We start from the raw sequence: 13,086 nt of genomic DNA, 5'->3' as shown, positions 1-13,086 counted from the left end.
TTCATGAGAAACGTAATGAGGTTTGTGTGGCGCGATTTGTTGAAGCATCGGCTGCAGGTATGGCTTATGGTTCTCCTCATCGTGGCTACATCCTTTATTTATTTCTTTATTCAATATGCTTCGGACGGAATCCGCACGGAATACGAGCGCTTTGCCGGAGCGAGCGGCCAGGAGCATTTTGCTTTCCGCCCGAATCTGGCCGTGCTGCTGGAGGAAGAGAAGCTGAGGCAGCTTGCGCGGAGGGAATCCATATCCCAGCAAGAGCTAGACTCGCTTGGACTGGAGAACCTCATCGATACCGGCATGCTGCGCCTGCCGGATGAAGAAGCTGCGGCAGCCGCGCGCTTGAGCGAGGAATATCGATTCGATGCAGCCGAGATGAAATATAAAGAGAGCGTCGAGCAAGGAATTCTCTATCGCTGGTACGATGATGTCAGTGAGCGTAGACTGAATCGGATTCACGTCGTCGAAGGGCGGTTGCCCGCAGACAACGCCGAAATTGCCGTTGCCTCACATGCCGATACGGGGAAGCCGTGGAAGGTCGGCGATCGGCTGACAATCGGGGATCAGACATACGCCGTTACTGGAACTGTCATACTTCCCGAACAAATGCGGCGATATGCGGCTGACGCGGAACGTCCTTTCCATATTATCGTGTCCGCGAAGCAATATGAATGGATTAACGGCAAGGAATTTCACTATTTTAGCGGACGTTTCCGAGATGGAGTATATAAAGAAGACGTAATCCGTCACATGGCAGAGGACGTACGCTTTGCTTCCTTCCTGCCTGCTCAAGATAATCCCGAGACGACGGAACTGGCGAAGGGCGCGGCTTCCAATTCCGGGATGGCGGTCATATTTTTGATTATCTTGACGTTGTTATGCACAGGGGTATTTCTCATCTTTTTGAATCGCCGCTTGCGGCAGCAACAGAAATCACTGGGATGTCTGATTGCGCTAGGTTATCCGCGCGCCCAGCTCCGTAAGGCCTACCTCGCCGTTCATGCGGCGCTATGTGCGGCTGGAGTTATTCTGGGTCTGCTTCTCGCGTATTTTGCCAGCGATTTGCTTCTCCAGCAGTTTCAGGCCCAATATGTGATGCCCGCCTTTCCGAAGAAGCTTGATGCTTCTTCCTTGCTGACGGGCGTGCTTGTCATCATGATCGGATTCAATGCGGCTTCCTATTGGATGCTGGTTCGGATCTTGAACGGCGACGCGGCTGCGATGCTTCACGCCAGGCAGAAGCAGGAACACGTTAATTTCCTTACCAGGTGGGTAAGCCGCGCAACCGCTGGTCTGCCTTTCATTTGGCGAGTTAAATTGCAAATGTCTGTAAGAAGTCTGAAAATGATCGTTATGCTTGGCATTACGGTACTGCTGTCGTCAATCCTGTTTATTATGGGCTTGTCATTGAATCAGTCCAGCTCCATTGCGGTGGAACAGAGATTCCGCGGAGTTCACTACCAATACGATATTCATTATGCGGAAGCAAGGATTTCTCAGCATGATGGGAGCCGCAATGATTACTATTTGCAGAAGAACAAGCGCATGGCGTGGGACGACGGCAGCGGCAAGCGGGCGGGAGCGACGGTCAATTTGCTGGCATTCGATGGCGACGATCAGTGGCTGACATTGTCGGACGGAAGCGGACGGGAGATGAATGCCAAGCTGAAGGAAGGAGCCATCGTGCACGTTTCCAAGGCGCAATTATACGGCTTGCAAATCGGCTCGACCATCAAGCTCCTTATCGGCGGCAAGGAAGTTGCCGTTCCGATTGCGGCCTTCTGTTCTAATGGAGATCCGGCGGCCGTTTATATGGATAAGCTGCAGTTGACGCAGGCTCTCGCCATTTCACCGGATATTTATAACGCTTCGTTCACGAATTCGCTTGGGGCTGATGCGCGGCAGGGAGCGGGCAGCAAAGTCATATCCACCGAGAGCATGGGCAAGGAAATGCAAGATCAGGCGTCCTCCTCGCAGCTGAGCGCCGTCCTCAATCAGGTCATCGGCGGTGTCATTGCGGTCATCATGGTGTGGCTCGTCGCTTTGATAACGGTAGAAGAGAACAAAAATAACATGGCCATACTCCGCATGATCGGGTACAGCGATAGAGAGATAGCCAATATGTTGTTGAATATATATATTGCTATTGTGACCGTTTCATATTGCGTGTTTACGCCGATCTCTTTATTGGTTGTGAGATATATACTCAACTTGGTTTCGCTTAACACGAACGATTTTATTCCGTTAATCTACAATATTTATACATTTGTTTTAGTGCTGGCTATCATTGTAGCCATTTATTATGTCGTGCTCTTCGCTGTTAGGCGGATGTATGTGCATAGCTTCGGCGCGTCGCCGACTAACATGTGACAAAAACTTATCAGCAGAGCAACAGGAGAACGAGTAGCAGTAAGCGATATGAGGACTCGTGTATTGTTTGTCGGTTCGCTACATCATTAAGCTATGGCGCCGCCCGCTTCCGCTGATGGAAGAGGAGCGGCGCTTATTTCTGCGGCGCCCAACGCCATGTAGTACGAAATGGATGATTCATAGGAGGTGCTGAATTTATTTAAGCCTTTAACTCTAGCAAAAATGTGGAAATATGTTGAAAAATAAGCTTTCTATAGTAAGATGATATTAGTTGTTTTTCCCAAACTTCATAGAGAACAGGAGTGCAGGCGCTGAGATGGTAGCATCAGTTCATCCTTCAGTTGTCGTGCTGGGCGGCGGAATCGCCGGCATGAGTGCCGCGCAGGAACTGATGGAGCGCGGATTTCACGTTACGGTTTTGGAGTCGCGCCGCATTCCCGGAGGGAAGGCGCGCAGCATGCCTGTGCCGGGGACGGGAACAGAGGGACGGCGGGATTTGCCGGGTGAACACGGATTTCGCTTTTTCCCGAAGTTCTACAAGCATGTCACGGACACGATGAAGCGCATCCCTTATCAGGGCGGGCGCCGCAGCGTCTATGATAACCTCATCGAAGGCACGAATCTGGGACTTGCGTTTTTCGACCGGCCGATGCAGCCTTTTCTGACCGAATTCCCCCAATCCATCAGTGGATGGAGAACCTTGCTCAAATCTCTCTTCAGGAATAATCTCAATCTCAGCGAGCATGATATCGACCACTATGTGTCTGCGCTATGGAAGGTGTTGACGAGCTGTGACGAGCGCAGACTGCTCGATTATCAGCGCGTCTCCTGGTGGGATTTCCTGCAGGCGGAGAAGCAGTCTCCGGAATTCCGGCACATCTTTACCGGCTTGACGCGCATTCTTGTCGCAGCCAGAGCCAGAGAAGTAAACGCTTGCACGGTCGGCACGGTCGGAGCGACGATCATGCTGGACATGGTGCTGCCGGGAGGCAGCGCCGATCGGCTCTTGAACGGGCCGACGAACGATGTATGGATTAACCCGTGGCTGAACTACTTGCGCCAGGGGGGCGTCGATTACCGCTTCGGCGCCAAGGTCGAGCATATTCACTGCGAAGACAGCAGGATCCAGGGAGTCACGGTAACCGAGAACGGCCAGTCCAGACGGGTGACCGCGGACTATTACCTTGCGGCGCTGCCGGTCGAAGTGATGACCGAATTGCTGAATGACGGGCTGCTTGCCGGCGATCCGCTGCTGGGCGGGTTAATTGAGCTGGCCAAGAATGTCGAGTGGATGAACGGTGTCCAATTTTATCTGAAGGAGGATGTGCCGATCATTCATGGACATGTCATTTACATGGACAGCCCTTGGGCGTTGACCTCGGTCTCGCAGGCCCAGTTCTGGCCCGAATTCCGGTTAAGCGACTATGGCAACGGCCAGGTGAGGGGGATTATCTCCATTGATGTGTCCGATTGGAAGGTACCGGGCATCTTGTACGGGAAGCCAGCGATGGAATGCACTAGAGAAGAGATTAAAGCCGAGGTGTGGGAACAGATCAAGCGCAGTCTGAATCAGGACAAGATCGTGCTGTCCGACGACATGCTCGTGGAGTGGAATCTGGATGAAGACATTCAATTCGAAGAGGGGCGGGCGACCAATTCGGAGCCGCTGCTCGTGAACCACGTGAATACCTGGAATCTGCGGCCGAACGCCTACACGGCGATTCCGAATTTGTTCCTGGCCTCCGACTATGTCCGGACGAATACGGATCTGGCCACGATGGAAAGCGCGAACGAAGCCGCACGCCGGGCCGTCAACTGCATTCTGGAGCGCGCCGGCTCCGATGCGTCCCCATGCAAAATATGGGACATGTATGATTACCCGATCCTCTCGGCTTGGCGTTCCAACGATCGGGCCCGCTTCCACAAAGGCTTGCCCTGGAACGGGAAAATAATCGGTTAACTCGCTTTTCGCGTGTACGGCGAATGGCTAATACGTTCGGAAAGGAACGGTTAACTTTGATCGATTCGATACTATCCCAGGAATTCAAGGGACTGCTGTATATTATGTCCGCCTGTCTGATGTTCTTGCTGATCACGCCGCAGTTCATGTTCGCCAATTACCGGAGAAAGATGCTGTTCATCGGTATCCTTCTGGTGCTTACGTATTTCTATATTCGCTATGAAAAGATACATCCGTTCGTGTACGGCGTTCATCTCGCGCCGATCTCGCTGACGCTGGCGGCGCTGTTCGAAGGTTTGCTGCCGGGGATTGTCACCTGGCTTGCCTTCAATGTGATCACCGTGCTGCTGTTTGGAGAGAATGTGCTGGCGACCATCGTCGGCTCGACGCTGCTGCTCGTTATGGGCCTTTATTTCCACTACCGGCATGTGCTACAGAGCACCTATTGGCAGATTTGCCTGCTTGCCATTACGTTGACGACGACCTATTTGCTCGGCTATTTGCTATGCTTCACGCAGTGGCAGCATCTGACCGGCGTCGATGCGGGAGTGGCGGTCGTTGGCACGTATTTGTCGGCGATGTACGTTAGCTATATTTATCATCATGTCAAAAACCAGGAAAAAATGCGGGAGGAGCTGTTCCGCGCCGAGAAATACCAGGTCGTGGGCCAGCTGGCCGCTTCCATCTCCCATGAGATTCGCAACCCCCTCACCACATCCCAAGGCTTTCTCCAACTGATGACGAAGGAGAATCTCACCCCCGAGCAATTCGAGAACTATCACCGCCATGCCGTAGCGGGAATCGAGCAGGCGAACGCGATCATCACCGATTATTTGAACTATGCCAAGCCTGTCGTCGAGCTGGCGCGGCCGCTTCACGTGCAGAAGGAGGTGGATGATGTCGTCGCCATGATCGCGCCGCTGTGTGCCTTGTCCGAGGTGAAGGTGAACACCCAGCATCTGACCAAATCTCCGCGCTACGTATCGGGGGAATCGAAGAAGCTGCAGCAATGTCTGCTGAACATTATGAAGAACGCCGTCGAATCGATGCCAAGCGGCGGCGAGCTGACCGTGACGACATGGTCCGACAACGAGGGCGTACATATCCATATCAAGGATACCGGGGTCGGCATGAGCGAGAGTCAGATCAAGCGCATCGGCATGCCATTTTACACGACGAAGGAGAAGGGGACCGGCTTGGGCCTGATGGTCGTCATCGGATTGATGAAGGCGATGAACGGCAAGGTATCCTACTACAGCCGGCCGGAGGAAGGGACGACCTGCGTGCTGCAGTTCAAGCAGGTGAGGCTGTTCCGGTAGCCGCCGAGTTGATGCCCGGCTCCACATACCTTCATGACTTACGCCTCCGTAATTCTGACTTGCCTCTGACTATACTGAAAAATGCCGCTTCAAAAAAGGGCCGTCCCGATGAGAGAATCTTCCTTCTTTCGGGACGGCCTTTGTACTATTTTACGAATGCTCGTGCACGGTCCATTCATCATCCGACTGCGGGAGCAGCGGGCTGATGGCGCCGTCTACGCACAGGGTCAGCTGATGGAGCGCACGGGTGCAGCCGACATACATCAGCCGCGCTTCCAGCGGGCTCATGCCGTAATGCGTGTCATTGGCGTGGAGCAGAATGACGGCGTCGAACTCAAGTCCTTTCGACAGATAGACCGGAAGGACCGAGATGCCGCCCGAATATTGCTGCTGCCGGCCGTCGATCAGATGCGCTTCGGCGCCCAGAGCCCGCAGCCGCTCATGCCATTCCCGCGCTTCCTCCGTCGTGCGGGTCAGAATCGCCGTCGTCTGGTAGCCCTGCTCCCGGTGGCGCTGCAGTTCGCTGGCGACCCAGGAAGCGGCCTGCTCAGGGGCCGCATGCCGTATGCGGACCTTGTTCCCGCTGCGGAATACCGGCTCGGCGAGCATGGTCGTCTTCACGCCGCGCTTCAGGATCGCGTTGGCGAAGTGGATAATCTCCATCGTCGAACGGTAGCTTCGCGTCAAGGCGTGATATGCCGTGTCTTCGCCGGCGAAGGCGTCGCGCATCTCCTGCCAGTCTTCGATGCCGGCATAGGCATGAATGCCTTGGGACAGGTCGCCCAAGATCGTGAACGAGTGGCTCTTCGCGATCCGGTCGAGCAGGGCGACTTGAAGCGGGGAGAAGTCCTGCGCTTCGTCGATGACGACGTGATCGAACCGCTGGGCGGAAGACACGCCATGAAGCAGCAGGTGCAGATAGACGAGCGTAGCTACATCTTCCTGCTGCACGATGCCGCGCTTCAAGCTCGCCAATGTCTGCTTCCTTACGGATGATGGAAGGTGCCCGGCATAGGCATCGTCCTGCAGCAACTGCTTGTAGACTTCCATGACCTCCGCTTTGGACCAGCGCTTCAGATATGATTTCAATTTGGCGGAGCCTTTGCGCTTCTTCTCCTGCAGGCGGGACTTGCTCAGCTCCTGCTTCAGTTCCATCTCCAACCAGCGCTGCATGCGGGCGGCCACGCGCTCCAGCCGCTTGGCCGGCTCATAGGAGCGGTACTCCTGCTGGAACCAGTGCGCGATCGTCGCGTGCGGAAGCAAGCCGCCATCCCACGGGACGAAATCTTCTTCCGGTATCGCCCGCACCACCCATTGTTGGACGAACTCCTCCAGCAGCCGCATCCATTCCAGCGAGCCCTTGAAGCGTCCCGGGCTGCCGCTGCTGTCGAGCGGCCGCTCCGCGAGGGAGCCGTACCATTGCTCGATTTCGTCCATCGGCGAGGCGAGCTGCACGCGCTCCTCCAGCCCGGTCAGCTCCAGCGCCCAATCGGCGAAGGTGCGCTGCTGGATATTGCCGACGCCCAACTCGGGCAGCACTTCCCCGATATAGTCGAGGAACATGCGGTTCGGCGCAAAAATAATCATGCGCTCGGCATGAATCTGATCTTGATATTGATAGAGCAAGTAGGCGAGGCGATGCAGGGCGACGGTCGTCTTGCCGCTGCCGGCGACCCCTTGGATGAACAGCGCCCTGTTCTTCGGCGCGCGGATAATCGCGTCCTGCTCCGATTGGATGGTCGAGACAATGTCGCGCAGCTTGTTGTCCTTGTTCTCCCCCAAGCGATAGACGAGGAATTCGTCGGTCACGCTCTCCTCTCCCTGCTCGCGGTCGAATGTATCGACCACCCGCAGCAGCTGCTCGTTGCGGATCACGAGGTTCCGCTTCAAGTGGACCTCCGCCGTCAGCGTCCCCTCCGGTGCCTCATAGGAGGCGGGCTCCAATCCGCCCGTGAAGGAGTAGAACAGGCTGGCGACGGGAGCCCGCCAATCGATGACGAGCGGATAGAGATCCGCGCCCGGCTTGGAGGCTTCCTGCTCCCGTCTCTCGCTGGCGTCGACCCCCTGCTTCCCGATGTAGAGCGGGATCGCCTGTTCGCGGCTTCCTTCCCGGACGTCGAGGCGGCCGAAATAAGGCTCTCTCGCTGCCCGCTGCAGACGCTGCCGGCGCTGCTCGCGAGTGTCTTCCAATACTTGCTCGGTAAAATCATCTCCCGTATAGACGGGGATTTGCTGCAGTGCTTCATACTGCTTCCGGATATCCCGGAGTGTCGCATCAAGATGGTGCTGCTCTTCTTGATAGGCACTTTGAAACGTGTCAGTCACTTTCAGTTACCTCCTAAGAATGATGGTATTGCTGGAAAATGGAAACCTAGCATACCACACGCTGGGAGCAAAAGCAATGATAGTAGCGCTTTTTGCTGCATGAAGACGGATGAACGCGAATTGTTACAATAACGAAAGCTTGGCGTAAGGAAGAAGAATGGCTCGATTCCCCATTTCGGCTTAGAGTAAAAGTAACAAAACGATTGCGAAGGGGCGTGCAAGTTACACATGCTGGAAGTACGGAACGTATCCAAAGTATATGAAGGCAAGCAGTCTTATCAGGCGCTGTCCAACTTGAATCTGAAGGTGAACACGGGGGAATTCGTCGGCGTGATGGGGCCGTCCGGCAGCGGCAAGACGACGCTGATGAATGTCGTCTCCACGATAGACAAGCCGACCTCCGGCGAAGTCTATGTCGGCAACGAGCAGATGAACAAGCTGAGCAAGCGGAAGCTGGCGCTGTTCCGCCGGCGCGAGCTCGGCTTCGTATTCCAGGATTTCAATCTGCTGCAGACGCTGACGGTCAAGGAGAACATTATTTTCCCGCTTGCCCTGGACGGCATCGGCATCAAGGAGCAGGATGCACGGGTACATGCGATTGCCGAGAAGCTGGGGATTACAAGCATCCTCAACAAGCGGACCTACGAGATCTCCGGGGGACAATGCCAGCGCACAGCGATCGCGCGGGCGGTCATCCACCAGCCGAAGCTGATTCTGGCCGATGAGCCGACAGGGAACCTCGACTCCAAATCCGCCCAGGACGTGCTGCAGACGCTGGAAAGATTGAACAAGGAAGAAAACGTGACGATGATGATGGTTACGCATGACGCGCAGGCGGCAAGCTACTGCGACCGGGTCATCTTCATCAAGGACGGCACGCTGTATCAGGAACTGCACAAGACGGGAAGCCGCCAGATCTTTTTCCAGGGCATCATGGATATCTTGTCGTCAATAGGAGGCACGCGGGATGAATATTCGCCAGTTCGCGCTTAAAAACGTATTTCGCAACAAACGGCTGTACGCCGGCTATTTCTTCAGCTGCGCGTTCTCCGTCATGATCTTTTTCGTCTATTCGATGCTGGCGCTGCATCCGGCGCTCGATTTCAGCGGCAACGGGAATTACGGGCGAGGCGCGCAAGCGGGGATGGATGTGGCCCAATATATCATCTATCTGTTTACGTTTTTCTTCATTTTATATTCGATGAGCTCTTTTCTGAAAACACGCAAAAAAGAATTCGGCATCTGCATTATGCACGGGATGTCCGATATGCAGCTGAGAAGACTCGTCTTTACTGAAAATATCGTTATCGGCCTGGCGGCGACCGTATCCGGCATCGGAGCGGGTCTCGCCTTGTCGAAGTGGCTGCTCTTGATGAGCTCTTCGGTTCTTAATCTGGAACAGCCGCTGCAATTCTACTTCCCGGTGAAGGCGATCGCGCTGACGGGCGGGGCGTTCGTGCTGCTGTTCCTGATCATATCGCTGTTCACTGCGACGATTCTGCGCAGCAGCTCGCTCATCGACCTGCTGAAGGGAACGATGAAGCCGAAGCCGGAGCCGAAGGCGTCCCGCTGGCTTGCCTTCCTGGCGGTCTTCCTCCTGGCGTTAGGCTACGGCGTTGCCATGTGGGTCAAAGGCGTACTCGTCATTTTCGCGCTTCTGCCTGTCGCCACGGTCGTCAGTATCGGGACTTACTTCCTGTTCACGCAGCTTAGCGTGTACATTATTAACCGATTGAAGACCAAGAAATTGTACCGCCGCGGCACCAATCTGATTACATTGTCGGATCTGGCTTACCGAATGAAGGACAATGCCCGCATGTTCTTCCTTGTCGCCATTATCTCGACGGTCGCGTTCACGGCGATCGGGACGCTCGTCGGCCTGAAGGCGATATTCACCAATATGGCGACATCCGGCGCTGCGGTCATGAAATACGACTCACACGCAGGCAACAAGCTGGAGGCGAAGCATGCCGAGCTTATTGAGCAGTCCCTGAACAAGGCGGGAATCAGCTATGAGGCTGTCGTCTTCCCGGTGAAGTTCGTCGAGGATGCGAAGACGGAGAAATCCTATCAGGTAATTAGCGTGTCTGATTACAATCAACTGATCAAGACAAATCTGGCCCTGCGCGACGAGGAAGCGCATCTGTTCTATCAGGTCAATCCGATGAACATCGAGCAGGAGAAAAGCGAGGAAACATCGGTTGCTTTCGGTGCGGACAAGACGTTCGCGGTGACAGCCAATGAAGCGATGCCGGAAGCGGTCACCCAGAATGTGGGCGGACGCAAAGTCATCGTCTTGTCCGATGCGGCTTTTCAGAGCTTGCCTGCCTCCGAGAGAGACGACATGATTTATACGTATCTGATTGAGGACTGGCAATCGACGCTGGCCGTGGCGAAGCAGTTGAACAAGCAATTGGGCGACTCGGACGGCAATTATTTATTCAGTTCCAGAGCGCTGATGCTGAACGATGTGAATCAGGGCTTCGGCCAGATTTATTTGTCCGGACTGTTCATCGGCGCGGTCTTCTTCGTCGCCGCCGGCAGCTTCCTGTACTTGCGCTTGTATTCCGATCTGGATCAGGATACCGTGCAGTATCGGGCCATCAGCAAGCTGGGACTGACCGAAGGAGAACTGTCGAAGATTGTGTCCACCCAGATCGGGCTGTTGTTCTTCGTACCGATTGTCGTCGCTATCGTACACGGCGCGGTCGCGTTGAACTCGCTGCAGAACACGTTCAGCATGAGTCTGGTGAAGGAATCCGCGATTGTCCTTGGCTCGTTCCTGGCGATTCAGATTATCTACTTCATCTTTATCCGTGCGAATTACGTTCGCAAGCTCAAAAAAGTGATCTAGTTGTATCCGCAAGGGGCCGTCTCCGAAGCATTTTTTAGCTATTGTGAGACAGCCCCTCTTATTTTCCAAGCTAGACTTGCCGAAAAATTGCAAAATTGCAGTATTCCCTTACGGCGTTTATTTCGTTGCAGGAAATCCTGCACAAACCCCCATGACGTCTACGACGTCACCCCCCAGAATGAAAATAGGTAGATGTAAACTTTTAAAGTTACTGTAGATGGTAATCATGAGACTAACAAATCCAAGGACGACTGTATTATTGGGGTACGACCCTGTTGCACAAACCGTCCAATTGCGATCGCGAGAACCGCCCAATGCACACCCAAGTGCGTGTATAAAATTTCCTTATTCAGGTCGCATGATTTGTTAGTACACATGAAAGCAGGTGCAAGCATGGATGCCGTACGCGAATGCTGTTGCGGATTAGATGTCCATCAAAAAACAGTAGTTGCCTGTATCCTTTACGGGGATTTAGAATCCAAGCCCAAGAAAGTCATCGAAAGCTTTGGAACAACGACTACCGAACTACTCCGACTTCAAGATTGGCTTAACGCACATGAGTGTAAAGAAGTAGCCATGGAGAGCACAGGTGTGCTGTGGAAACCGGTATGGAATATTTTAGAGTCTAGCTGCTATTTAGTGTTGGCAAACGCTAAACAAATCAAGAATACACCAGGGCGTAAGACAGACAAGAAAGATGCGGAGTGGATTGCACAACTTCATCGTTGTGGTCTCATTCAACCAAGCGTGGTGTTGCCGCAGCATTTGCGGGATTTACGAGATCTAACGAGGTATCGTCTGAGAATCGTGGTGACCATTGCTTCTGAGAAGAATCGTATCCATAAAATTCTTCAAGACGGAAACATCAAGCTTACGAGTTTTATGAGCGATTTGTTCGGCGTATCCGGGCGTCTGCTTCTGGAAAAGCTCATGGACGGAGAAGTGCTCGTAGAAGATGACGTACGCGAACTTGTCAAAACCAAGCTAAAAACAAAAGTGCCTCAGTTAGTTGAAGCTCTGAATGGTCAGCTACGGCGACATCATCGTGTTATGATGCGTGCACACTGGAAGCACCTGCTGTTCGAGGAAGCAGAACTGCAAGAAATTGAATCATTAATCGACGAACAGCTTGAGCCTTATCGAAAAGAGATTGAGTGTTTAGACAGCATTCCCGGAATTGACAAGTCTTGCGCTTCCGCTATATTTGCAGAAATGGGGCCGGATATCGCCACGCGTTTTCCCACGGTCGAGCAATTCACCTCATGGGCAGGGGTATCTCCAGGTAATAATGAGAGCGCGGGGCGCAAGAAAAGCCGGAAATGCCTGCAAGGGAACAAGTATCTGAAACGTAGCATAACGCAAGCGGCATGGGCAAATTACAGGTCAAGGAATCGAATAGGTGAGCACTTTAGACGGATACGGAAACGACGAGGCGAAAAAACAGCAAGCGTAGCAACCGGACATCTCTTAATTAAGATCATTTATGCCATGATGAAAGAAGGAACGCCATACAAAGAAATAGACATGCAGGTACGCATGTCTAAACAAAGAACAGCTAATTTTTACGTAAAGAAACTCCAAGAGCTGGGCTTTGCACTTCAACTAACTGAAAACGAAACAAGCTAAATTTTGAAAATGATGTGATCATTTTCGGGGGGTGAGTCTTTTTTTGCTTTCTTAGAGTAATAATGGCCCGAAAAAGTTCTATTCATACATTTTGAAAGGACTGTCGTGCTTACTTCAACGTTTTTATTTTCGTATAAAATACAGCAATTCGATAGGGACGACTTCACCAGAAAGGGAATCCTGTAAAACTGCAGCAATTTCACCCGTTTCTCTTCGACTTAGCTCAAAAGGGCCTAAAATGATGTAGCTGTGCAGCAATTCCTCGAAATGTGGACTCATTGAGCCGAAATTCCTGTAAAATAGCACAGTTCCCTCCACACGTTAAAACCCTAGGATATTATGATGTCTCCAGAAGGCGATGACGCTCTGAATGCCAAGTTTCGATTAGGTAATCACCCCTCCGAAAAAACAGGGGGTTTCCAACAGCCTGGCTTTTGCAGCAATTTAATAAAATATCGTTCAAATAGTGTAAATTACTGCATTCACGCAGGATATTATTTCACTAGCCTTCGCAGCGCCTCGTTTCACTGCTTGTCCGTATCCCGCCTTTTTTCCCGTCTTTATATTCTCGGTCATCCGTGTTGTCTCTCGTCGTTGCGCGCTCTGCCTATGGGGCGGCCTCCTTTTTG

At 53.1% G+C, this 13,086-nt stretch carries 8 protein-coding genes; 6 read left to right on the top strand and 2 right to left on the bottom strand.

Annotated features, from left to right (window positions below):
- Positions 1 to 3 precede the first annotated feature (3 nt).
- From NNL35_RS22350 to NNL35_RS22340, 3 genes are all read left to right on the top strand, one after another.
- Positions 4 to 2,373: an ABC transporter permease gene (locus NNL35_RS22350; RefSeq protein ID WP_254553733.1), complete on the top strand. Its 2,370-nt coding sequence runs from the start codon at positions 4 to 6 to the stop codon at positions 2,371 to 2,373.
- A gap of 316 nt (positions 2,374 to 2,689) precedes the next feature.
- Positions 2,690 to 4,333: a hydroxysqualene dehydroxylase gene (locus NNL35_RS22345; protein ID WP_254553732.1), complete on the top strand. Its 1,644-nt coding sequence runs from the start codon at positions 2,690 to 2,692 to the stop codon at positions 4,331 to 4,333.
- Positions 4,334 to 4,356: 23 nt separating this feature from the next.
- Complete coding sequence (locus NNL35_RS22340; protein ID WP_254553731.1) at positions 4,357 to 5,652, top strand: sensor histidine kinase; 1,296 nt, start codon at positions 4,357 to 4,359, stop codon at positions 5,650 to 5,652.
- A 150-nt stretch (positions 5,653 to 5,802) separates the two neighbouring features.
- Here the strand turns inward: NNL35_RS22340 and NNL35_RS22335 are convergent, their stop codons facing one another.
- Positions 5,803 to 7,977: a HelD family protein gene (locus NNL35_RS22335; RefSeq protein ID WP_254553730.1), complete on the bottom strand. Its 2,175-nt coding sequence runs from the start codon at positions 7,975 to 7,977 to the stop codon at positions 5,803 to 5,805.
- 228 nt (positions 7,978 to 8,205) lie between these two features.
- Here NNL35_RS22335 and NNL35_RS22330 point away from each other — a divergent pair, with 228 nt between their 5' ends.
- From NNL35_RS22330 to NNL35_RS22320, 3 genes are all read left to right on the top strand, one after another.
- Positions 8,206 to 8,970, top strand: coding sequence for an ABC transporter ATP-binding protein (locus tag NNL35_RS22330; protein ID WP_111153272.1), 765 nt, complete (start codon positions 8,206 to 8,208; stop codon positions 8,968 to 8,970).
- Complete coding sequence (locus NNL35_RS22325; protein WP_254553729.1) at positions 8,945 to 10,831, top strand: ABC transporter permease; 1,887 nt, start codon at positions 8,945 to 8,947, stop codon at positions 10,829 to 10,831. Before NNL35_RS22330 ends, NNL35_RS22325 begins: the two co-directional genes overlap by 26 nt.
- 393 nt (positions 10,832 to 11,224) lie before the next feature.
- Positions 11,225 to 12,457: an IS110 family RNA-guided transposase gene (locus tag NNL35_RS22320; protein ID WP_254552890.1), complete on the top strand. Its 1,233-nt coding sequence runs from the start codon at positions 11,225 to 11,227 to the stop codon at positions 12,455 to 12,457.
- A gap of 123 nt (positions 12,458 to 12,580) precedes the next feature.
- Here NNL35_RS22320 and NNL35_RS22315 read toward each other — a convergent pair whose 3' ends face one another.
- The gene (locus tag NNL35_RS22315) at positions 12,581 to 12,736 is read right to left on the bottom strand and encodes a hypothetical protein (protein ID WP_254553728.1); all 156 of its coding nucleotides are present in this window, start codon (positions 12,734 to 12,736) and stop codon (positions 12,581 to 12,583) included.
- Between the last annotated feature and the right edge of the window lie 350 nt (positions 12,737 to 13,086).

It is taken from the genome of Paenibacillus dendritiformis, assembly GCF_945605565.1.
GTDB lineage: Bacteria > Bacillota > Bacilli > Paenibacillales > Paenibacillaceae > Paenibacillus_B > Paenibacillus_B dendritiformis_A.
The sequence above is the reverse complement of the archived record's forward strand: the minus strand, read 5'-3'. Positions and strand labels throughout refer to the sequence as shown.

Excerpts from the sequence above, each read along its gene's own strand:
- NNL35_RS22330 (WP_111153272.1), top strand. The coding sequence starts at position 8,206 with ATGCTGGAAGTACGGAACGTATCCAAAGTATATGAAGGCAAGCAGTCT.
- NNL35_RS22340 (WP_254553731.1), top strand. The coding sequence starts at position 4,357 with ATGGCTAATACGTTCGGAAAGGAACGGTTAACTTTGATCGATTCGATA.
- NNL35_RS22350 (WP_254553733.1), top strand. The coding sequence starts at position 4 with ATGAGAAACGTAATGAGGTTTGTGTGGCGCGATTTGTTGAAGCATCGG.
- NNL35_RS22320 (WP_254552890.1), top strand. The coding sequence starts at position 11,225 with ATGGATGCCGTACGCGAATGCTGTTGCGGATTAGATGTCCATCAAAAA.
- NNL35_RS22315 (WP_254553728.1), bottom strand. The coding sequence starts at position 12,736 with ATGAGTCCACATTTCGAGGAATTGCTGCACAGCTACATCATTTTAGGC.
- NNL35_RS22345 (WP_254553732.1), top strand. The coding sequence starts at position 2,690 with ATGGTAGCATCAGTTCATCCTTCAGTTGTCGTGCTGGGCGGCGGAATC.
- NNL35_RS22325 (WP_254553729.1), top strand. The coding sequence starts at position 8,945 with ATGAATATTCGCCAGTTCGCGCTTAAAAACGTATTTCGCAACAAACGG.